The organism is Neorhizobium sp. LjRoot104 (assembly GCF_964253725.1).
GTDB lineage: Bacteria > Pseudomonadota > Alphaproteobacteria > Rhizobiales > Rhizobiaceae > Neorhizobium.
In genome coordinates, this window is the sequence record NZ_CAXURS020000001.1 from 3,670,172 (window position 1) to 3,692,499 (window position 22,328).

Consider the following 22,328-nt stretch of genomic DNA (forward strand, 5'->3'; position numbering starts at 1 on the left):
GCAGACGCAGACGCGTCCCTTCGATGTCAGAACTTGAACACCGCCGTCACCGGCACGTGGTCAGAAGGCTGGTTCCATCCTCGGGCTTCCTTCAGCACGTCGATGCGGTCGAGGAACGGCCCGAGGTCGGGCGATGACCAGATATGGTCGAGCCGTCGGCCCTTATTCGCCGCTTCCCAGTCCTTGGCGCGGTAGCTCCACCAGGTGTAGATCTTTTCCGGCTCCGGCGTGTATTGGCGCATCAGGTCGAGCCAGCCGCCCTTGGCAATGATCTCCTTCATGCCCTCGGTCTCGATGGGCGTGTGGCTGACGATCTTCAGGAGCTGCTTGTGCGACCAGACGTCGTGCTCCAGCGGCGCGATGTTGAGATCGCCGACGAGGATCGACGAGATGCCCGGCATGCCGTCCGCCTTCAGCGCCTTCATCTCCTCGACGAAATCAAGCTTGTGGCCGAATTTCGGGTTGATCGTCCGGTCCGGCTCGTCGCCGCCGGCCGGCACGTAGAAATTATGCAGGCGGATGCGCCGCGAGCCGCGCTCGAAGATCGCCGAGATATGCCGGGCATCGCCGACATTGCAAAAATTCTGGCGATGGTCTTCGAGAAGCGGCACCTTCGAGGCGATGGCGACGCCGTGATAGCCCTTCTGGCCATGGATGATGATGTGCTGGTAACCGAGGTCCTTCAGCGGCTGCAGCGGGAATTCAGGCTCCTGGCACTTGATTTCCTGAAGGCAGAGGATGTCCGGCTTGTGGCGGACGAGGAACTGCTGGACGATCGGCATGCGCAGCCGCACGGAGTTGATATTCCAGGTTGTGATCGAAAATGTCATGATATCCCTCGGGCTTCTCCCGCGAGGTTTAGGAAATTTTGGGGTCACTGAGAAGCGAAAAGGGCCGCGCAACCAAGCGCAGCCCCCTATTCATTTCAGGCCCTGCCGAGGTCAGCCCTTGCGGACGTCCTCGTAAGGGATGGTGAACACCTTTTCGTCGAGGTTCACGCCGTTCTGGACATTGTAGATCATCACCGACGTATCCTTGTTCTGGGCGTCGGTTATCGTCCATTGGCGCAGGTCGTAGGTCTTGGAATCGAACATCATGGTGATAGTCGAATCGCCGAACACCGTCTTGTTGCCGAGCACGATCGTGGTGAGATCGGACTCTTCCTTGACGTCGCGGACCATCTGGTTGCCGAGATCGATGCGGCTGGCGAGCAGCAGGCTGAGTGGCGTCTTGGAGAGCGGATAGATATCCCAGGTCTTCAGCTTCATGTTGCCGACAACGACGTTCTTGCCGTCGGCGATGACGCGGATCGGTGACGGATCCTCGAAGTTGAAGCGCAGCTTGCCGGGGCGCTCGATGAAGAATTTTCCGCCGGTCTGTTCGCCGCGCGGGCCGAACTGCACGAATTCGCCCATCATCGTTTTCACCGAGGAGAAATGATCGGCTATCTTCTGCGCCGCCGCCCCGCCCGCACTCTGGGCAAAGCCGAGGTTCGGCGCGAAGGCCGCCGCTGCCAGGCCCGCAAGCCCGAGCGAAAACTGCCGGCGGCCGAGCGCGCCGGAAGCGATGTTTGAAAGGATAGTCTTTTCTTTTTCCATTCTGGTCTCCTTTCGTTACTCCTCCGCACCAAAGGCGGCGGCTTGATGGCCGGCCCCTGGCGATCACGAAAGCCTTACCGTTCGAGGATATCGCCCTCGGTCGGCACCAGGATCTCGCGTTTGCCGGCATGGTTGGCCGGCCCGATCAGCCCTTCCTGCTCCATCCGCTCGATCAGCGAGGCGGCACGGTTGTAGCCGATGCCGAGACGGCGCTGGACATAGGACGTCGACGCCTTGCCGTCCCGCAGCACGATCGCCACCGCCTGGTCGTAGGGGTCGTCCGACTCCGCGAGGTTGGACATGCCGGCCGGGCCGGCACCGTCGCCATCCTCGTCGTCGTCGGCCGTGATCGCATCGAGATATTGGGGTTGCCCCTGAGTTTTCAAGTAGGCGACGATGTCTTCCACTTCCGTATCGGAAACGAAAGGTCCGTGGACACGCTGGATGCGGCCGCCGCCGGCCATGTAGAGCATGTCGCCCATGCCGAGCAGCTGTTCGGCGCCCTGTTCGCCGAGGATCGTGCGGCTGTCGATCTTCGAGGTCACCTGGAAGGAGATGCGGGTCGGGAAGTTCGCCTTGATCGTACCGGTGATGACGTCGACCGAGGGACGCTGCGTCGCCATGATCACATGGATACCGGCCGCACGTGCCATCTGCGCCAGGCGCTGCACGGCGCCTTCGATATCCTTGCCGGCGACCATCATCAGGTCGGCCATTTCGTCGATGATCACCACGATATAGGGGATCGGCTGGAGATCGAATTCCTCCGTCTCGTACATCGCCTCGCCGGTATGGCGGTCGAAGCCGGTCTGGACGGTGCGGGTCAGGACCTCGCCCTTTTCGAGCGCCTGCTCGACGCGACTGTTGAAGCCGTCGATATTGCGTACGCCGATCTTCGACATCTTCTTGTAGCGCTCTTCCATCTCGCGGACGGTCCACTTGAGCGCGACGACGGCCTTTTTCGGGTCGGTGACCACGGGCGACAGCAGGTGCGGAATGCCGTCGTAGACGGAGAGTTCGAGCATTTTCGGATCGATCATGATCAGGCGGCACTTCTCCGGCGTATAGCGGTAGAGAAGCGACAGGATCATGGTGTTGATGGCGACCGATTTACCCGAACCGGTGGTACCGGCGACCAGCAGATGCGGCATCTTGGCAAGGTCTGCGACGACGGGCTCGCCGCCGATCGTCTTGCCGAGCGCCATGGCGAGCTTCGCCTTGCTGCCTTCGAAATCCTTGCTGCCGATCATTTCGCGCAGGTAGACCGTCTCGCGGGTGCGGTTCGGCAGTTCGATGCCGATCGCGTTGCGGCCGGGAACGACGGCGACGCGGGCGGCGATCGCGCTCATCGAACGGGCAATGTCGTCCGCAAGGCCGATGACGCGCGACGACTTGATGCCCGGCGCCGGCTCGAGTTCGTAAAGCGTGACGACCGGACCGGGGCGGACATGGATGATCTCGCCCTTGACGCCGAAATCCTCGAGCACGCCCTCAAGCAGCCGCGCATTCTGCTCCAGCGCATCAGCGGACAGCGAGGCGTCGCGGGCGACGGCCTTCGGTTCGTTCAGCAGATGGACGGAGGGAAGCTGGAAGCCATCCGGCGCGATGAACGAGCCCTGGGCTTCGCGGGCAACACGGGCGCTCGGCTTCGGCGGCGCGGCCGAAGCCGCCACGCGCTGCTGGACACGGACGCCGTTGACGGTCTGCGGTGCGCGCGAGGCGACGAATGGCGCATCGTCGTCCTCGTCGTCATCGGCAAGGATGCCCGCCGGACGCGGCGGCATGTCGTCCCGGTCGAACGACGGGTCGTAATCGTCGTCATCGTCATGGCTGGAAATCGGCGGAGCGGCCACCAGCCGGCGCGGCGAGGTGACCCGCTCGGCGGGACCATCGAGCGAGGGCTCCATGCGACGGCCGGGGGCCACGGGGGCCGATCTCGCGCGAACCGGCTCGTTCAGCGTCCCGAACTCGTCCTCGTTGAAATCGTAGGGCTGGTCGAAATCCATACGGCTGCGCGGCTTGATGCCGGCAAGGCGGCGCAATCTGGCCTGGGCGATATACCAATAGTGGGCGATAGCGCCGAACGCCAGGAACCCGCCAAACCCGTCCTCGTCATCCTCTTCCTCGATCTCCTCGCGCTTGGAACGGGTTTTTGCGGCTGCAACCGGCTGATCGTCGTCCTCGACATCCTCCGCGAAGGCCTCGCCGACGAGGCCGGAGGCAAACAACATCAGCCATGCGCAGGGAATGATGAAGAGGCAGCCGAGCACCATCGCCACGGTACCCGTCGGATAGGCGCCGACGAACAGCGCCGGGAAGCGCAGGATCATGTCGCCGATGACGCCGCCGATGCCGTTCGGGATCGGCCAGGTGAGCGGCGCCGGAAAGCAGCCGAGCATCGCCGAGGCGAGCAGCGTGCCGCCGCCCCAGGCGGCGAGGCGAGCCGGAACGCGGTCGTATTTGCGCCCCGCGATCAATGCCAGGGCGAAGGCGAGCACCGGCAGCAGGGCGACAAGGCTCGCAAGACCGAAAAACTGCATCATCAGATCGGCGAAGGCCGCACCCGCAAAGCCGAGGATATTGGTCGGCGCATTGTCGGTCGCATAGGAAAAGCTCGGGTCGGCTACGTTCCAGGTCGCCAGCGCCGCAACCGCCAGCGCCAGTGCGAGGAAGACGCCGAAACCCACAAGCGCCACCGCCTGCCGCCACACGAAGGCGGTGAGCACCAGGCGGGTGGACCGGTTTGCCATAGCCGCTGAACTGCTTCTGCCCATCGTGTCTGCCCGCCGTCCTTGAACGCAACTCCAAGCGCGAATCGGCAGCCTGACGGCTGATTCACGCAATTCCAGCGGAGAATAGCGCGACGGTGGTTAATGTCGCTTTAACCACAAACTGGCGGATAAGGCCTGAAAACATGCATAAAAAAGCCCGGACCAGGGTCCGGGCGCATGCAGGCTACAAAAAGCCGCGGTGTGATGTGCTGCGGCGACGGTCACCCGCCGCCGCAAGCCATTGATCAGGAGTGGTAAGCGGCTTCGCCGTGGGTGGCGAGGTCGAGACCTTCGCGCTCGGCTTCGACCGTGACGCGCAGGCCGACGATGAGATCGACGATCTTGTAGAGGATCGCAGAACCGATACCGGACCACAGCAACGTGACGATCACGCCCTTGAACTGAGCCCAGACCTGGGTTGCCGTGCCGGCATAGCTGGCTGCGAAGTCAGCCGTCGAATAATCGACGATGCCTGCACCGCCGAGAGCCGGGTTGACGAACACGCCGGTGAGGATCGCACCGATGATGCCGCCGATGCCGTGTACGCCGAAGACGTCAGCCGTATCGTCGTAACCGAACTTGTTCTTCACCGTGGAGACGAAGAAGTAGCAGACCGGCGAGACGATCAGGCCCATGACGATGGCGCCCATCGGACCGACGAAGCCGGCAGCCGGGGTGACCACCACGAGACCTGCAACGGCACCCGAAGCGGCGCCCAGCATGGAAGCCTTGCCACGAGCGAAGGTTTCGACGATGGCCCAGGCAATGATCGCGGCAGCGGTCGCGACGAAGGTGTTCATCATTGCCAGAGCGGCGTAGGCATTGGCTTCGAGGTTCGAACCGGCGTTGAAGCCGAACCAGCCGACCCACAGAAGCGCTGCGCCGACCATGGTCAGCGTCATCGAATGCGGAGCCATCATGTCCTTGCCGAAACCGGTGCGCTTGCCGACCATGATGGCGCCGACGAGACCTGCGATACCAGCATTGATATGGACGACGGTGCCGCCTGCGAAGTCGATCGCGCCGAAGCCGAAGATCAGGCCGGTCGGGCCGTCATAGGCGCTCGGGCCGCCCCAGAACCAGACCATGTGGGCCATCGGGAAATAGACGAAGGTGAGCCACAGGATGGTGAACAGGATGACTGCCGAGAACTTGATGCGTTCGGCGAATGCGCCGACGATCAGCGCAGGCGTGATGGCCGCGAAGGTCATCTGGAAGCAGACGAAGGCGAGTTCCGGAATGGCCGCACCCTTGGTGAAGCTTTCCGACATCGTCGTCGTATCGACGCCGGCCAGGAACATCTTGGAGAAGCCGCCGACGAAGCTGTTGATCGAGCCGCCGTCCGTGAAGGCGAGCGAATAGCCGTAGGCGACCCACAGAACCATCGCCACGGCAGCGATCATCATGACCTGCATCAGAACCGAAAGCATGTTCTTGGCGCGAACGAGGCCGCCGTAGAACAGTGCCAGACCCGGCACGATCATCAGAAGGACGAGGATGGAAGAAATCAGCATCCAGGTCGTGTCGCCCTTGTCGACCGTCATCGCCGGAGCTGCGGCTGCAGCCTCAGCCGCCGGTGCGGCAGCCGTCTGCGCAAAAGCGACGGCCGGAGCCAGAAGTGCCGCGGCGGCGGCACCCAGGCGTCCGAGAGTGGAAATCTTGTTAAATTGCATAGCTTAAAAACTCCCCTGTCAGCCGTGCTTAAAGCGCTTCTGTGTTGGTTTCGCCGGTACGGATGCGCACGGCCTGCTCGATCGAATAGACGAAGATCTTGCCATCGCCGATCTGGCCGGTCTTGGCGGCCGAAGCGATCGCATCCACGGCCTTTTCGACGAGGTCGGAGGGGACTGCGATTTCGATCTTCAGTTTTGGCAGAAAACTTACGGCATACTCGGTACCGCGATAGATTTCGGTATGCCCCTTTTGGCGCCCGTAACCTTTGACTTCGGTCACGGTCAGGCCCTGGATGCCGACAGCCGTGAGGGCTTCGCGCACCTCATCCAGCTTGAACGGCTTGATAATGGCCATCACGATTTTCATCTGGCTTTCCCATCCTTTGTTTGTCCTCGGCCAAGGCCGACTCTCCTCATCGACGTCAGATCATGACAGCGACTGGCGAGATACATTCAAGGGGCGTGCCAGTTTCGATTCAGCCTATAAGTTATTGAAATGTAAAGGCTTGTAAAGCGGGCCTCAAAAAACGGGCATTTGGGTGGCCCAAAGACGGCCAAAACTTGTGCAAAATTGTAAAATTGCACAATAATTAATCATTTGCCTTTTTCCGAATCAGTCCCTCCTGGGCGACCGAGGCGACCAGTGTGCCAGAACGGGTGTAAATGCTGCCGCGGGTCATTCCGCGGGCGCCGGAGGCGCTTGGGCTGTCCTGCGTGTAGAGGAGCCAGTCGTCGAATGTGACAGGCCTGTGGAACCACATCGCGTGGTCGAGGCTCGCGGCCTGGAGCGTCGGATCGAAGATCGAGGTGCCGTGCGGATAAAGCGAGGCGTCGAGCAGCGTCATGTCGGAGAGCCAGGCGAGCACGGCTGCCTGGTAATGCCGGTCGTGCGGCACTTCGCCGACGGTGCGCACCCAGATGTCCTGCCGTGGCTCAAGCTTGTCCCTGGTGAGATAATGCGTAAGCGAGGTCGGGCGCACCTCGATCGGCCGCTCCCGGCTCCAGTAGCGACGCACGTTCTCCGGTGCATTTTTCATGAAGAGTTCCTTGAACTCCTTCTCGCCCATCAGATCTTCCGGCTGGGTGACGGAAGGCATGTCGATCCGGTGGTCGTAGCCGCCCTCCTCGACCTGGAACGAGGCGGACATGGCGAAGATCGCCTTGCCGTGCTGCACCGCCGTGAGCCGCCGGGTCGTGAAGCTTGACCCGTCGCGGATACGCTCCACCTGATAGAGGATCGGCACCGAAGGATCGCCGGGACGCATGAAATAGGCATGCAGCGAATGCACGAAACGGTCCACCGCAACGGTGCGCTGGGCGGCCATCAGCGCCTGGGCGATCACCTGCCCGCCAAAAACCCGCTGCCAGCCGACATCGGGGCTGGTGCCGCGATAGATGTTCTCCTCGAGCTTTTCGAGGTCGAGCGTCGCGATGAGCTGTGCCATGGCGGAGGGCGATTCGGTCTGGCGCGACATTATGACGAACTCCGGTGATAGGAAGCGGCTCTCGGATGATCTATATCCAGGACATGATATTCTCAAGGCTCACGGGAGTTTAGGCAAATGCTGGACATGCTGGTTGTAGGAGGCGGTTATGTGGGTCTCGCCGCCGCGGTCGCGGTCAAGCAGGCGGCGCCGCACCTGAAAGTCGAGGTAATCGAGGCCGCACCCGCCGGCGTCTGGGAAAAGGACGAGCGGGCCTCGGCGATCATCGCCGCGGCGACCCGCATGCTGGACGTCATCGGCATCTGGAACGAGATCGCCGTCGATGCCCAGCCGATCAACCGGATGATCGTCACCGACAGCCGTACGTCCGACCCGGTGCGGCCGGTATTCCTGACCTTCGACGGCGAAATCGAGGAAGGCAGGCCGTTTGCCCACATGGTGCCGAATGTCGCGATGGTGAGAGCCCTGCGCGGCGCGGCCGAACGCCTCGGCATCGCCATCCGCCATGGGCTTTCCGCCACCGGCTTCCAGTCGGGCAGCACCCGCTGCACGGTGTCGCTCTCGGATGGTTCGACGGTCGAGACCCGCCTTCTGGTCGCCTGCGACGGCGTGCGCTCCAAGCTGCGCGACATGGCCGGCATCAAGACCGTCACCTGGGATTACGGCCAGTCGGGCATCGTCGCGACGGTCGCGCACGAACGGCCGCACGAGGGCGTTGCGGAAGAACACTTCCTGCCGTCCGGCCCGTTTGCCATCCTGCCCCTCACCAACAACCGTTCCTCGCTCGTCTGGACCGAGCGGACGCCGGAAGCCAACCGGCTGGTCGCATCCGACGATCTGGTATTCGAGGAGGAGCTTCAGCGCCGCTTCGGTCACAAGCTCGGGGAACTGACGGTGGTCGGCGGCAAGCGCGCCTTCCCGCTCGGCCTGACGCTTGCCCGCGCTTTCGTCGCGCCGCGCATCGCCCTTGCCGGCGATGCGGCGCACGGTATCCACCCGATCTCCGGCCAGGGCCTCAATCTCGGCTTCAAGGATGTCGCAGCGCTCGCCGAAACGGTGGTCGAGGCCGATCGCCTCGGCCTCGACATCGGCGCGCTCAACGTGCTGGAGCGCTACCAGTCGTGGCGGCGGTTCGACACGTTCCGCATGGGGGTGACCACCGACGTTCTAAACCGGCTGTTCTCCAACGACGTCACCCCGATCCGCATTGCCCGCGACTTCGGGTTGGGCATTGTCGAGCGGATGCCGAAGCTGAAGAGTTTCTTCATCGACCAGGCGGCCGGCAAGAGCGGCGAGGACGGGCCGAAGCTGCTGGCGGGGCAAACAATCTAAGTCCGCGACCGGAGCCCCTCATCCGCCTGCCGGCACCTTCTCCCCGCTTGCGGGGCGAAGGGGTTATGCCGCACCGGTTTGCTCAAGCAATGAACGCCGGCGGGGTGCAGCTCGCAAATGGGAAATGCAGTTCGTGAGTCTAGCGTCCTTCGCCCCGCGTGCGGGGAGAAGGTGCCGGCAGGCGGATGAGGGGCAACCCCCAGCCAACCTCAATCCTCAATCTTGCGGGCCTCGGAGATCAGCATGATCGGGATGCCGTCGCGGATCGGGTAGGCGAGCTGCGCCTTCTGGGAAATGAGTTCGTTGGTCTCCCGGTTGAAGGACAGCCGGCTCTTGGAGAGCGGGCAGACGAGCAGCTCGAGCAGTTTTGGATCGACCTTGCTGAGTTTTTCGTCCATCGACCGGGGGCCTATTGAAGCATGGTGTCGGAATCGCCGAAATCCCGCGCCAGCAGGATTTCCGTGATCGCGATCAGCGTTTCGGCACGGGTCCGGAGGTCCGGCGCTTCGAGGAGCGCCTGTTTCTCGGCCGGTCCGAAGGGCGACATCATCGACAGCGAGTTGACGAGCGTGCGGTTGCCGGCGCGCTCTACGCTTTCCCAGTCCGCTTCCAGCTTGTTGGCGTCGAGATAGGCGCGGAAGACGCGCAACAGCTCGGCGCGATCGACCGTGCCCTCGTCGTCCTCGGTCGAGAGGTCGGTCATCATCGGCGCGATCTTGAACCTGCGAAAGGGATGGCCGTGGCCCACCTCGTCGATGAGCCTGAAGCGGCAGATACCGCTGATGGAGGTGATGTAGCGGCCGTCACCCGTCTCGGCGAACGAGGTGATGCGGCCGATGCAGCCGACGGTCGAAAGGGGCGCTCGCGGACCCTCGGCGGCCTCGCCGGATTCGAGCAGCGACGGCTGCACGATACCGATCAGCCGGTCACCGGCGAGCGCCGCATCGAACATGGCAAGATAGCGCGGCTCGAAGATGTTGAGCGGCAATTGTCCACCCGGCAGGAGCAGCGCGCCGGTCAGGGGAAAGACGGGGATAGTCTCCGGCAGATCCTCGCGCTTCAGATATCTTGCGTTTCCCACATGCATGGGTCCGACACCTCCCAGAGGATCACCGGCCAGTCGGTCACCGGCTGAGACCAAAGATTCGCCGCAACGAATAATGTGGGGCGCCCACCCAAGAACGCAAGACCAATCCTTGGGGATTGGCCCCAGCTTGCGAAAACAGTCCCAGGCTCACGAAAACAGGATCGAGGAGAGCCGTCGGCGGGCGGCGATCGTCGCCGGATCCTTCGGTCCCCAGACTTCGAAGAATGCCAGGAGCTGGCGGCGGGCGCCATCGTCGTCGAACGTGCGGTCCTTGCGCATGATGGTCAGCAGGTGCTCGGCGGCCTTGTCGCGCTCGCCCTGCACATTGAGGATCTTGGCAAGCTTCAGGCGAGCGTCGTGGTCGTCCGGGTCGGCGTCGAGCTGGCGTTCCAGAGCCACCGGATCGCCCAGCTTGCGGGCCTCCTCGATGTGTTCGAGCTTCTTGGCGACCGCCTGGATCGCCGGATCCTTGGCAAGCTCTTCCGGGAGGGAGGCGAGCATCTGGCTGGCGCGGGCCGTCTCGCCCATGGCGATCAGGCACTGCATCATGCCGGCGGCGGCCTTGGCATTTTCCGGATCGGCCTGCAGGACGGCGCCGTAAAGCTGGGCGGCTTCCTGGATTTCACCACCGGCAAGCAGGGTTTCCGCCTCGCCAAGAGCTGCCTCGATCTCGGCAGCCTGGTCGGCGCCGGGAGGTCCGGCGAGCTTGTCGATGAACTGGCGAACCTGGCTTTCCGGCACCGCGCCCATGAAACCGTCAACCGGGCGACCGTCGACGAAGGCGATGACCGCCGGGATCGACTGGATGCCGAGCTGGCCCGGGATCGACGGGTGGTCGTCAATGTTCATCTTGACGAGCTTGACCCGGCCCTGGCCTTCGTTGACGACCTTTTCAAGCACCGGCGTCAGCTGCTTGCAGGGGCCGCACCACGGCGCCCAGAAATCGACCAGAACCGGCTGGCGGCGCGATTCTTCGAGGACGTCCTTGGTGAAACCGGCCGTGCTGGTGTCGGATACGTAACCCCCTGCAGGAGCCGATGCGGCAGGTGCCGCGCCAAAACTGGCCGAAGCGGTCATCTGCCCACCGTAGGAACCGCCATAGGGGTTATTGCTGCCGCTCATGAATGTTCTCCCGGGAACGCTTTCGCATCTTTGCCATCTAGGCTGCAAAGATCGTATGTCAGTCTGTTACTTTCAAGACAAGCGGCGCGTGGCCGGTCGCCTCCAGAAAGCGGATGAGATCGTCGCGCCCGATCGATGTGGTGGCATCGTTCGACAGCGGATGGCCGTTGATGATGTCGTGCTTCATCAGGTCTTCGTCGAGCACGAAGGTAACATTTCGGCCGGTATCGTTGAAGGCGCCGAACACCGTCACGGAGCCGGGAACGACCCCGAGATATTCCAGAAGCATTTCGGGCCGTCCGAACGAGACGCGGCTGGACGCTCCGATCGCCTTGTGCACGGTCTTCAGGTCGACCGTGGCGCGCTCCTCGACCGTCAGGACGAAATACTGGTCCTTCTTGTCCTTCACGAACAGGTTCTTGGTGTGGCCGCCGGGGATCTCGTCCCGCAGGCTTTCGGATTCCGCCACGGTGAAAACCGGCGGGTGCGTCTTGGTCGAATGCGGAATGTTCAGGCTGTCGAGGAAACGGAAAAGATCCTCGGCGGTTTTCGGCTGTGTCTGGCTCATGCGGATGGATTTGGCTCTGTTGGCGGGCGGGCGGACTATAACCGCAATGTTCTGCGCGGCCAAGGCAAGTGCACACGATCTCGTGAGGCGCTTGATATTGCATGACGGTCGACCATCTATCATCTGCGGACGACCGGACATTGGCCGCATCCCACTGATAATCAAAAACTATTCTGATTAACTCAAGTATATTTCGGCGCGATGTCCGCGTCCTTGATACCGGCCCATGGCCGATACAGCCGCTCAATCTCAGTGCCGGTGCAGCGCCCGGCTTCCTACCTGAAAGGCTCTCTTATGGTCACCTTCACGCTCAACGGACAGGAAAGAACGTTCGACGGCGACCCCGACACACCGCTTCTCTGGGTCATCCGCGATTTCGAAAAACTTACCGGTACCAAATACGGCTGCGGCGTCGCCCAGTGCGGCGCCTGCACGGTGCATCTCGACGGCATGCCGCGCCGCTCCTGCGTGACGCCGATCGCCACGATCGAAGGCTCGGATGTCGTCACCATCGAGGGCGTTTCCGGCACCGAGGCCGACGCGGTCAAGACCGCCTGGACCGGCCTCGATGTACCGCAATGCGGCTACTGCCAGTCCGGGCAGATCATGTCGGCTGTCGCCCTGCTGCAGATGGTGCCGAAGCCGACGGATGCCGATATCGACGGCGCGATGGCCGGCAATATCTGTCGATGCGCCACCTACCATCGCATCCGTGCGGCAATCCACAACGCCGCCAGCGCGATGGAGGGCTGAGCCATGACAATCCAGGATATCAACGCCACCCGCCGCGGCTTCCTCGCCGGCTCCGGCCTCGTCATCGGCATCGCGATCGCGCCCAAAATGCTCCCCGCCGCACCGACCGGCGTGCAAGGCGGGGGCGATCCAGCGCTCGCCCCGATGAACGCCTTCGTCAAGATCGGCACCGACGACACGGTGACGGTGCTCGCCAAGCACATCGAATTCGGCCAGGGACCGTTCACCGGCCTTGCGACGCTGGTCGCCGAAGAGCTCGATGCCGACTGGAGCCAGATGCGCGCCGTCCATTCGCCGACCGACAACAAGGTCTATGCCAACCTGATGTTCGGCATACAGGGCACCGGCGGTTCGAGCGCCATCGCCAATTCCTACGAGCAGATGCGCAAGGCGGGCGCCACGGCCCGCGCCATGCTGGTCGCGGCGGCCGCCGAAGACTGGAAGGTGCCGGCCTCCGAGATCACCGTGGAGAAAGGCCGCATCAAACACGCCGCCTCCGGCAAGGAAAGCGGCTTCGGCGCGTTCGCCGAAAAGGCGGCCCGCCAGACGCCGCCCGCGGAGCCGAAACTCAAGGACCCCAAGGACTTCGTGCTGATCGGCACCGAACTGCCGAAACTCGACACCCATGGCAAGACAAACGGCACGGCGATCTTCACGCTCGACATCACGCCCGACAACCTGCTGATCGCGGTCGTCGCCCATCCGGAGCATTTCGGCGCGACGGTGAAGAGCTTCAATGATGCCGAGGCCCGCAAGGTCGCAGGCGTGGTCGATGTGAAGCAGGTGCCTTCGGGCATCGCGGTTTATGCGGAAAACACCTTTGCGGCGCTCAAGGGCCGCGATGCGCTGAGCATAGAATGGGATCTCTCCAAGGCCGAGACCCGTTCCTCGGAAGAGCTTTCCGCCGACTACCGGAAACTCTTCGGCGAAAAGGGGCTGGAAGCGGCCAATAAGGGCGATGTCGACAGCGCCTTCAAGGCACCCGGCCTGCAGACGGTGGAAGCCGAGATCGTCTTCCCCTTCCTGGCGCATGCGCCGATGGAGCCACTCGACGCCGTCTTCATCAAAGCGGATGACGGATCGGTCGATATCTATAACGGCGCCCAGTTCCCGGGCATGGACCAGTCGGTCGCCGCCAAGATCCTCGGGCTCGACGAAGCGAAGGTACGGGTCAACACCCAGCTCGCCGGCGGCAGTTTCGGCCGCAAGGCGCAGTTCGGCTCCCCCTACATACAGGAAGCGGCAGCCGTCTATGCCGCGACCGACCGCAGCCGCCCCTTGAAGCACATGTGGACCCGCGAGGACGACATCCGCGGCGGCTATTATCGCCCGATGTATGCCCACAAGATGCGCGGCGCCATTAATGCGCAGGGGCAGATCACGGCCTGGGAACAGGTAATCGTCGGCCAGTCGATCATGGGCAAGGCGGATCTCGACGAGACCTCGGTCGAAGGCGCCTCGAACCTGCCCTACACGATCGCGAACCTGAAGGTCAGCGCCCATAACGTCCAGCTCTCGGTCCCGCCGCTCTGGTGGCGGTCCGTCGGCCATACCCATACCGGCTTTGCTGTCGAGACCTTCGTCGATGAGCTGTTCCAGAAGATCGGCAAGGATCCGGTCGAGGGACGCCTTGCGCTGCTTGGCGAAAAACCGCGTCACGCGGGCGTGCTGAAGAAGGCTGCGGAAATGGCGAACTGGGGCTCGCCGGTCCCCGAAGGCCGCGCCCGCGGCGTTGCGGTGGTGGAAAGCTTCGGCACCTTCGTCGGCCAGATCGTCGAGGTCTCGGTCGGGCCGGAAGGCGCTCCGCGCGTCCATAAGGTCTGGTGCGCGGTCGATTGCGGCGTCGCCGTCAATCCGAACGTCATCCAGGCGCAGATGGAAGGCGGCATCGGCTACGGTCTCGGCGCTGTCCTCTTCGACGCGGTGACCTTGGCCAAGGGCGGCAAGATCGTGCAGTCGAACTTCCACGACTACCGGTCGATCCGCATCAACGAGATGCCGGACGTGGCGGTGGAGATCATCAAGTCGAGCGAAAAGCCGAGCGGCGTCGGCGAACCCGGCGTGCCGCCCGTCGGCCCGGCGGTTGCCAATGCCTGGCGGCGCCTGACCGGAGCACCGGTCCGGCAGTTGCCCATCGTCAATATCGTTTCGGCCTGAGGATCAGAACCCGATGAATTGGAAAATCGCTATCACCGGCGTTGCTGCCCTCTGTCTGTTCGTGGGAGCCGGCACGCTGCTGTCGCCGGCCTCCGTCGCCCAGGATGCCCAGGCAAACACCAAAACACTGAAGCCCGCCGCCTCCTTCCAGTCGATCGCCAACGAGCGGGAACGCTCCGTGGCGCTCTTCGAGGAGGCGGGTAAGGTCATCCAGCACCCGCGCTGCGTCAACTGTCACCCGGCGACGGACCGGCCCCTGCAGGGTGCCAACATGCGCCCGCACCAGCCACCCGTCTTCCGCGGCGACGGCGGCATGGGCCTGCCCGGCATGCAATGCACCACCTGCCACAGCGCGGAAAACACCCCCGTCGTCGGCCAGGCGGATACGATCAAGAGCATCCCCGGCAATCCCGCCTGGCATCTCGCCCCGATCGAAATGGCCTGGGTCGGCAAATCGCTCGCCCAGATCTGCCAGCAGATCAAGGACCCTGCCCGCAACGGCGGCAAGACCATGGATCAGATCGTCGAGCACATGGCGCATGACGAACTGGTCGGCTGGGGCTGGAACCCGGGTGCCGGCCGCGAACCGGTGCCGGGCACGCAGGCCGAATTCGGCGAACTGATCAGCGCCTGGGTGAAGTCCGGAGCCGCCTGCCCCGCCTCCTGACAATGAAGCAGCCGCCGGCTCCGGCCGGAACCGGCGGTTTGCAAGGCGTTTGGCGGGCTCCCGATTTTTCTTCGCGCCAATCGTCATTTCCCTGTTGCATTTGAAAAAGGACTGGGCCATATAGCGCCCGTCGCCGGCAACGAGCCGCGACGCTCCGGTCGAGCTTACTACCACGGACCGGTTGATTGATGAGCGGGTGTAGCTCAGTGGTAGAGCACAACCTTGCCAAGGTTGGGGTCGAGGGTTCGAATCCCTTCGCCCGCTCCAAATCTCCTCTGTCCGGCCCGGACACATAGGTAACAATCCGTACCTAAGACATAGGTAACAACCTCGTGCCGAACGGGTTGTCGATTGTTTGCAATGTCCTCTGTTCCAGATCGATATATCCGAGATCATAACGCAAGAAGCTGACGAGCCAAATGCCGTCGTCGACTTCCTTGAGCCCGAGCTTTTGGCCTGCCAATACCGTTGATATGTTGATCTTCTTGCGATGGATGCAGAGCCGGCCGCAGTTGGTGACGATGGCGTCGCGATCGTGGAAGGGGTAGTCGATGTCAGGCAGGCCTTGGTAGGGTCTGGGCGATGTGGCGTAGAGCTCGGCCGGCACCTTCATGGTCAGCGCCTCATGCGGCCGTTCAGTATTGAATTCATTGACGAAAGCGTCGAAGCGCATCTGCTGCTGCAGGATGTTGCGGCCGGGTGGCCTCGTCGCTTCCTTCTTGAGTGTCAGGTGCATGCGCTCGTGGCGGCCGTTCTCTTGCGGGTGGCCGGGACGGATGCGCTCAAACGCAATGCCGAGCCTGAGCCACCAGACCGACAGTTTCGACAGATTGTAGAGCCCGTTGGGGCTGGCAAACGGGAGGCCGTTGTCGGAGCGGATCGCGACCGGCAGGCCGCGTTCGGCAAAGACCCGCCGGAAGGCATCGAAGACGCCGCGCTCGCGCGTTGATTCGAAGGCCTCGCAGCAGAGAAGATAGCGCGAGAACTGGTCGGTGATCGTCAGGGGGTAACAGTATCTGCCGTCACCTAGCCTGAACTCGCCCTTGAAATCGGCACACCAGAGATCGTTCGGACCAGGCGCTGCCGACAGTTGCGTGCCAACGGCCTTGTTCGCGCGGTTCCTCTTGCGGGCCTGGCTCACAAGGCCGTAACGGTCCAGAACCGCATGCACCGTGCTCCTGGCCGGAATGTGGATGTCGCCGGCCAGCCGTCGCACCAGCAACTCGCGAATCTTGCGCGCGCCCCAGTGCGGCTTCTCCTTCTTGCACCGCACGATCATCGCTTCCACCGGCTCGGGCAGCTGGTTGGCGTAGCGCACAGGCCGTCGCGACCGATCCGTCAGCGCCTCGAGCCCTTCATCCTTGTAGCGATTGAAAATCTTGTAGCCGGTCTTGCGCGAAATACCGAACGACCGGCACACATCGCTCATGCTCTCGCCCTCCAGCAAACGGGCGACAAATCGAAGACGCTCATCCATGACCGAAGTCTCTCTCCACGGCATCCACACCTCCCGATAAAAATCGAAAAGTGTAACCCATGTCTCCGGTACGAAATGTTACCTATCTCTCAGGCCGGGCACTCTTCAATATCTGGCGGAGCCAGCCGGGCCAGGACGCACGCGGCCTCGCCGCTGATGCGAAGCGGACCTCCGTTCCACTGCCTTTCTCCATGAATTTAATGGCTTCCGCATATTCACCAAATGAGCGAGATGTCATATTGATTGCAACCGCCCAGGCGATATTGCGCTGTGATTCGGGGGTTGAACTGGAGATAAGCCGTCATGGAATCTCGCCCACACCACCAGAAGCTGAGTCAGAAAACCGCTGTCGAGACCATGCAAAGGCTCGAGGGTATCGTCGCCTCGGCGATGGACGGAATCATCACCATCGATGACGAGCAGCGGGTGATCCTGTTCAATCCGGCCGCCGAGCGCATGTTCGGCCTATCGGCCAACGAGGCGCTTGGCCAGCACATCTCCCGTTTCATGCCGGAACGCTATCGTCCCACCCACGCGGGGCATATTCATCGTTTCACCGAAACCGGTGTGACCACCCGCCAGATGGGATCGCTCGGTGCAATCAGCGGCTTGCGCGCCGACGGCAAGGAATTTCCGATCGAGGCGTCGATCTCGCAGGTGGAGATCGGCGGCGAACGCCTGGCCACCGTGATCCTGCGCGACATCACCGAGCGCAAGGCCGCCGAGGATGCTCTGCTGGAAAGCCGGCGGCGCATGGAGGGGATCGTGGAATCGGCGATGGACGCGCTGATCACCATCGACGAAGGTCAACGGATCGTGCTGTTCAACCCGGCCGCCGAGCGCATGTTCGGCGTCGCGGGCGAAGATGCGATCGGCTCGCCGATCGAGCGGTTCATTCCCGAACGGTTCCGGCATGGGCATGCCAAACATATCCGCCTCTTCAAGGAGACGGGCGTTACCAACCGCCGGATGGGCGCATTGGGGGCAATCAGCGGCCTGCGCGCCAATGGCGAGGAATTCCCTTTGGAAGCGTCGATCTCGCAGGTACAGATCGGCGATGGAAAGCTCGCGACGGTGATTTTGCGCGACATCACCGAACGCAAGGCCAACGAGGATTCCCGCCAGTTGCTGGCTCGTGAGGTCGATCACCGGGCCAAGAACGCCCTGGCGGTGGTGCAGGCCCTCGTGTCGCTGACCCGCGCCGAAACCAAGGAGGCTTTCATCGTCGCGGTTCGGGGTCGCGTTTCGGCGCTGAGCCGCGCCCATTCGCTGCTCGCCCAGAACCGGTGGCAGGGCGGAGACCTCACCGCGGTCCTCACCGAGGAAACCCGGGCCTATCAGGGCGTCAATCAGCTCATGATCGGCGGCCCCGCCGTCACCCTCACTCCCAATACCGTGCAGCCGGTCAGCCTCCTCATCCATGAGCTTGCCACCAACGCGGTCAAGTACGGGGCATTGTCGGTCGCAGAAGGGCGGGTGGATGTCTCCTGGCGCATCCTTCCGTCTTCGGAACTGGAACTCCGCTGGAGCGAGACAGGCGGACCGGTGGTGCAGAAGCCGGAAACCAGGGGCTTCGGCTCCACCCTGGTGATGGAAGTCGCCACTCGCCAATTGGCGGGCAAACTCGACATCAGTTGGCCCCGAACCGGCATGTGCCTGATCGCGACACTGCCCCGATCCGTCTACCGTCCCGATATTTCAGGCGCCCCGGTTTCTGGCGAGGAGGTCGCGCCCAAGCCGTCGGAGGCCGGCTCGGCAGGACGGATACTTGTCGTCGAGGACGAGACGCTCATCGCCATGGAGCTCTGCAACGAACTTGAATCGCGCGGCTGGGAAGTGGTCGGACCGGCGGCAACTGCCGATGAAGCCATGCGCCTGGTCGGCGGTTCGCAGCTTCCCGACGTCGCCGTCCTCGATGTCAATCTTGCGGGAAGGCCCGTCTACCCATTTGCGGAATGGCTGCAGATCCACGGCGTGCCCTTCCTGTTCTGCACTGGATACGAGCAGCTCGATGATCACCACAGCTTCAGAAACCGGACGACGATCCGAAAACCTGTGAATATGACGCTGCTGGAGGGCGAGCTGCGCCGCATGATCCAGCCGACATAGCCGGAAAACGGAAAGCGCCGCCAGCTTGCGGCTGGCGGCGTCATCGATTGGGAAAATCGCCCGATCAGGCTGCGCGCGAGCGATAGCCGCCGGAAGCATAATTCTGGGAGACTGCCCCGGCATTCGTCTTGAAACGGGCCACCATGTCGGCGAGGCTGTCGGTTTCCTGCGTCAGGCTCTGGGCGGCGGCGGTGGTTTCCTCCACCATCGCGGCGTTCTGCTGGGTCACCTTGTCCATCTGGTCGGCGGAGGCCGCCACTTCGCGCAGGCTGGTCGCCTGCTCGCTGGTGCTGGAGGTGATCGTGTTCACGAAAGTGCTCATCTGCGCCACTTCGCTGACGATGTCGTCGAGCGATTTGCCGGAGGCGGTGACGAGCTCGACGCCCTGCTTGACCTGCGCCGACGAGGTGGAGATCAACGCCTTGATCTCCTTTGCGGCATCGGCCGAGCGCTGGGCAAGCCCGCGGACTTCCTGGGCGACGACCGCGAACCCGCGGCCGGCTTCGCCTGCACGGGCGGCTTCGACGCCCGCGTTCAGTGCAAGCAGGTTGGTCTGGAAGGCGATGTCGTCGATCACGCCGATAATGCGGTTGATCTGATCGGCCGAGCCTTCGATGGCAGCCATGGCGGCGACCGCGCTCGCGACGATTTCGCCACCGCGCTGTGCCTTCTGCTGGGCAAGCGACGCGACGCCCTGGGCGCGGCTTGCGCCGCTGGCGCTGTCGTTGACGGCCGAGGTCACCTGGCCGAGTGCCGCCACGGTCTCCTCGAGGCTCGCCGCCTGCTGTTCGGTGCGCTTGGCGAGATCGTTGGAGGCGATCGAGATTTCCTGCAGGCCGGCGCGGATCGTGCCCACGGCGCCGACGACGGAGCCGATCGCCTCTTCGAGATTGCCGACCGAGCTATTGAACTTGGCGCGGATCGGCTCGAACTCCGCCGCAACGGCACGGTCCATACGGACGGTCAGATCGCCGCCGGCAAGCCGGTTGAAGCCCTCCTCGATGGCGTGCACGAAGGCGCGCAGATCTTCGCCCTTGGCGTTGTCGATCGCCGACTGGCGCTGGCGCTGGTGCTCCTGCGTCTCGCGGGCCTCCGATGCCTGCTGTTCGAGCCGGACATTCTCCTCGGCCGAGGCCTTGAAGACCTGAACGGCACGCGCCATGGCGCCGAGTTCGTCCTGGCGCTCCTGTCCGCTTACCTCGGCGCCGAGATCGCCGGCGGCGAGCTTGGTCATCGTCGTGGTCAGGCGGCGCACGGTGCCGCCGAGCGACCGGGCGAAGATCAGGAAGCCGATCAGCGACAGGATCGAAACGGCGACAGTGCCGAGTGCGGTCATCCACAGCGCCGTTTCGCTGGCGGCGACCAGCGGCGTGATGTCGGAGGCGATTTCCAGAACGCCGACCTTGGTTCCGGAAAAATCGAGGAGCGGAACGGCCTCGACGGCGTAATGCTTGCCGCCGATATCGGCATAACGCCGCACGGCGCCCTTGTCATAGGCCTCCTGCAGCTCGGGGCCGCTCAGGATCGGATTGCCGCCATAGGTGGAAGCCTGCTTGTCGAACTTGTCGGCACCCTTGGTGTAGAGCGTGACATAGGCGTTCACTTCCTTGGTCAGCCGGGAAAAATAGGCATCGACGAGCTTCAGCCCGACGTCCACGACACCGATGATCTTGCCGTCCGTGACCACCGGCGCGGTAGCGAACAGGCTCACCGCGGTGCGGCCGGTCTCGATGCCGACGACCAGTTTCTTGTCGCTGAGCGAGGTCGCCACCATCTTGCGGCGCGCCTTGATATTGTCGCCAAACACATCCGGATCGTGCACGCGGGCGACCACATCGGCCGTCGCGGTGCTGAAGGTGATCATTTCGAGGCCGCTCGTTTCCTTCACGGTCTTCATATTGGAGTAGCGGGAAAGCAGGCCCTGCCGATCGTTGGCGAGGATGAGCGGGGAAGTTTCCGGCAGCGATGCGATCGTCAGCGCCAGTGCGGAAGCGGCACGCCCCTGGGCGGCCATATCGTCCTGGATGACCGCAAGATCGCTATCGAGCTCCGTCTGCAGCGCCTGCTCGGTCATGTTCGACTGGCGCTCCCAGGCAAGCCCGCCGATCACCACGCTTGCAAAAAGCACGGCTGCAAACCCGAAGAAGGTAAGCCGTCTCGACAGTGGCTTCCTGATGCTGATCTCGTTCATATGTCCCTCGAATTGTGCTCTGCAAAAACAGAGGGCCGCCGCCCGGCGGGCGGAAAGGCCAATCCTGAAGAAAACTATGCCGAAATCGGTTGAAATTTAACTAATGTCAGAATCCTGCAGCGTTCCACAATGTAAAACGGCAGCGATAAACTTGCTTCTGAAATCTTCGGAACCCGTTGGATTACAAGCGGAATCCGCAGCTTACCAATTTTACATGTGCGCTCAAGCAAGCCGGGTTTGTACGGCAGGAATTATTTGAGCAGCGAGCACGATCCGCGCCAGACGCGGCCCGCCGCGATCATTGCTTGGAAAAGACGTAGTCCGTTTCCTGCCGCAACACCTCGCCCGGACGCAGCACCGCATTCGGGAAATTGGCGTGGTTGACGGCATCCGGCCAGACCTGGGTTTCCAGGCAGAACCCGGCAAACGGCCCGTAGCGGCGTCCGTCAAGGCCCGGCACGGGGATCTGCGGCAGCTTGAAGGCGGCATAAAGCTGAACGCCCGGCTCGGTGGTGCGAACTTCCATCGACACGCCGGAATGGATGCTGCGCGCCAAAGCCACGGAACGCTTGGCCGTCCGCTCCGGCGACAGGCAGAAATTGTGATCGAACAGAACTTGAGCGTTGCCTTCGAAGCGCTTCATCGGCCCCATGTCGCGCAGGTCGAAAGGCGTGCCGGCGACATCCATCAATTCGCCGGTCGGCACCTGCTTATCGTCGAGGACGAGCACATGGTCGGCAGCGATCATGATGTCATGGTCGAGCGCATCATCGCGGCCGTCGAGATTGAAATAGGTATGCTGACAGATATTGGCGAGCGTCGGCTGATCCGTGGTGGATTCGTAAACGACGGAAAGGACGCCGTCCTTTTTGAGTTGGTAAGTCGCCGTGACCGTGCAGTTTCCCGGATAGCCGGCACGACCGTCGGGATCGGTGATCCGCAGTACCACCTTGTCGGTAGCATGTTCGACAATCGCCCAGTTGCTCCGGCCGATACCGTCCGAGCCGCCATGGAGATGGGTGACGCCCCGCTCGTTGAGTTCCAGCTGATATGGCTTGCCGTCCAGCGTGAAGCGGCCGCCGCCGATACGATTGGACGACCGGCCTGGCGTCGCGCCGAAATAGGGCGAGTGGTTCAGGTAGTCCTCAAACCGTTCCAAGCCGAGCACGAGCGGCGGCTGGTGGCCTTCGAGCCTGAGGTCCTGGATGACAGCCCCCCAGGTGATGACGCTGGCCGTCAGCCCGCCGCCGGAAATCCGGACGCGATAGACGGTTTCGCCCTTTTCCGTGGTGCCGAAAACTTCGAAATTCTGATCCGCCATGGGACTGCTCCTCCAGCAATAGGTTTTGCGGCAAACTGCGCGATTTGACGGCAGGCC

Annotated in this window: 17 protein-coding genes, 1 tRNA gene and 1 pseudogene; 6 read left to right on the forward strand and 13 right to left on the reverse strand. The window is 63.0% G+C overall.

Going from position 1 to position 22,328, the window contains the following annotated elements; translation table 11 throughout:
* Positions 1–26 precede the first annotated feature (26 nt).
* The 6 genes from ACSQ8R_RS18170 to tesB all read right to left on the reverse strand — a co-directional run bounded on the left by ACSQ8R_RS18170 (position 27) and on the right by tesB (position 7,517).
* Positions 27–830 carry an exodeoxyribonuclease III gene (locus ACSQ8R_RS18170; RefSeq protein WP_436254663.1) on the reverse strand — a complete coding sequence of 268 codons (804 nt, stop codon included), beginning with the start codon at positions 828–830 and terminating at the stop codon, positions 27–29.
* A gap of 111 nt (positions 831–941) precedes the next feature.
* Positions 942–1,598 carry an outer membrane lipoprotein carrier protein LolA gene (locus ACSQ8R_RS18175; protein ID WP_436254664.1) on the reverse strand — a complete coding sequence of 219 codons (657 nt, stop codon included), beginning with the start codon at positions 1,596–1,598 and terminating at the stop codon, positions 942–944.
* A gap of 74 nt (positions 1,599–1,672) precedes the next feature.
* Entirely contained in the window at positions 1,673–4,372 is a 2,700-nt protein-coding gene (locus tag ACSQ8R_RS18180) for a DNA translocase FtsK 4TM domain-containing protein (protein ID WP_436254665.1), read from the reverse strand.
* A gap of 242 nt (positions 4,373–4,614) precedes the next feature.
* Complete coding sequence (locus tag ACSQ8R_RS18185; protein WP_436254666.1) at positions 4,615–6,042, reverse strand: ammonium transporter; 1,428 nt, start codon at positions 6,040–6,042, stop codon at positions 4,615–4,617.
* A gap of 28 nt (positions 6,043–6,070) precedes the next feature.
* On the reverse strand, positions 6,071–6,409 hold the full coding sequence (locus ACSQ8R_RS18190; RefSeq protein ID WP_007773854.1) for a P-II family nitrogen regulator: 339 nt from the start codon (positions 6,407–6,409) through the stop codon (positions 6,071–6,073).
* 223 nt (positions 6,410–6,632) lie between these two features.
* A complete protein-coding gene (gene tesB / locus ACSQ8R_RS18195; protein ID WP_436254667.1) occupies positions 6,633–7,517 on the reverse strand; it encodes an acyl-CoA thioesterase II in 885 nt (294 codons plus the stop codon).
* An 84-nt stretch (positions 7,518–7,601) separates the two neighbouring features.
* Here tesB and ACSQ8R_RS18200 point away from each other — a divergent pair.
* Positions 7,602–8,819 (forward strand): annotated as a pseudogene (locus ACSQ8R_RS18200) (ubiquinone biosynthesis hydroxylase); the annotation flags it as partial.
* Between the two features lie 209 nt (positions 8,820–9,028).
* Here ACSQ8R_RS18200 and ACSQ8R_RS18205 read toward each other — a convergent pair.
* The 4 genes from ACSQ8R_RS18205 to ACSQ8R_RS18220 all read right to left on the reverse strand — a co-directional run bounded on the left by ACSQ8R_RS18205 (position 9,029) and on the right by ACSQ8R_RS18220 (position 11,596).
* The gene (locus ACSQ8R_RS18205; protein WP_436254668.1) at positions 9,029–9,217 is read right to left on the reverse strand and encodes a Trm112 family protein; all 189 of its coding nucleotides are present in this window, start codon (positions 9,215–9,217) and stop codon (positions 9,029–9,031) included.
* 11 nt (positions 9,218–9,228) lie between these two features.
* A complete protein-coding gene (locus tag ACSQ8R_RS18210) occupies positions 9,229–9,906 on the reverse strand; it encodes an LON peptidase substrate-binding domain-containing protein (RefSeq protein WP_436254669.1) in 678 nt (225 codons plus the stop codon).
* A 147-nt stretch (positions 9,907–10,053) separates the two neighbouring features.
* The gene (trxA, locus tag ACSQ8R_RS18215; RefSeq protein WP_436254670.1) at positions 10,054–11,028 is read right to left on the reverse strand and encodes a thioredoxin; all 975 of its coding nucleotides are present in this window, start codon (positions 11,026–11,028) and stop codon (positions 10,054–10,056) included.
* 58 nt (positions 11,029–11,086) lie between these two features.
* A complete protein-coding gene (locus ACSQ8R_RS18220; protein WP_436254671.1) occupies positions 11,087–11,596 on the reverse strand; it encodes a prolyl-tRNA synthetase associated domain-containing protein in 510 nt (169 codons plus the stop codon).
* Positions 11,597–11,890: 294 nt separating this feature from the next.
* Between ACSQ8R_RS18220 and ACSQ8R_RS18225 the strand changes: the two genes are divergently transcribed.
* The 4 genes from ACSQ8R_RS18225 (at position 11,891) to ACSQ8R_RS18240 (ending at position 15,440) form a co-directional block, all read left to right on the forward strand.
* Complete coding sequence (locus tag ACSQ8R_RS18225) at positions 11,891–12,349, forward strand: (2Fe-2S)-binding protein (RefSeq protein WP_436254672.1); 459 nt, start codon at positions 11,891–11,893, stop codon at positions 12,347–12,349.
* Between the two features lie 3 nt (positions 12,350–12,352).
* A complete protein-coding gene (locus ACSQ8R_RS18230) occupies positions 12,353–14,506 on the forward strand; it encodes a molybdopterin cofactor-binding domain-containing protein (protein ID WP_436254673.1) in 2,154 nt (717 codons plus the stop codon).
* 13 nt (positions 14,507–14,519) lie between these two features.
* Entirely contained in the window at positions 14,520–15,173 is a 654-nt protein-coding gene (locus ACSQ8R_RS18235; RefSeq protein WP_436254674.1) for an Isoquinoline 1-oxidoreductase subunit, read from the forward strand.
* A gap of 192 nt (positions 15,174–15,365) precedes the next feature.
* Positions 15,366–15,440: transfer RNA gene (locus tag ACSQ8R_RS18240), tRNA-Gly, on the forward strand.
* 43 nt (positions 15,441–15,483) lie between these two features.
* Here ACSQ8R_RS18240 and ACSQ8R_RS18245 read toward each other — a convergent pair.
* Positions 15,484–16,674 (reverse strand): IS481 family transposase, encoded by a 1,191-nt coding sequence (locus tag ACSQ8R_RS18245; protein ID WP_436254675.1) that lies wholly within the window; start codon positions 16,672–16,674, stop codon positions 15,484–15,486.
* Between the two features lie 279 nt (positions 16,675–16,953).
* On the opposite strand from ACSQ8R_RS18245, the gene ACSQ8R_RS18250 reads away from it, so the two are divergent.
* Positions 16,954–18,759, forward strand: coding sequence for a PAS domain S-box protein (locus tag ACSQ8R_RS18250; protein WP_436254676.1), 1,806 nt, complete (start codon positions 16,954–16,956; stop codon positions 18,757–18,759).
* A gap of 64 nt (positions 18,760–18,823) precedes the next feature.
* Here the strand turns inward: ACSQ8R_RS18250 and ACSQ8R_RS18255 are convergent, their stop codons facing one another.
* A complete protein-coding gene (locus ACSQ8R_RS18255; RefSeq protein WP_436254677.1) occupies positions 18,824–20,950 on the reverse strand; it encodes a methyl-accepting chemotaxis protein in 2,127 nt (708 codons plus the stop codon).
* A gap of 298 nt (positions 20,951–21,248) precedes the next feature.
* Positions 21,249–22,271 carry an aldose epimerase family protein gene (locus ACSQ8R_RS18260; protein ID WP_436254678.1) on the reverse strand — a complete coding sequence of 341 codons (1,023 nt, stop codon included), beginning with the start codon at positions 22,269–22,271 and terminating at the stop codon, positions 21,249–21,251.
* Positions 22,272–22,328 lie beyond the last annotated feature (57 nt).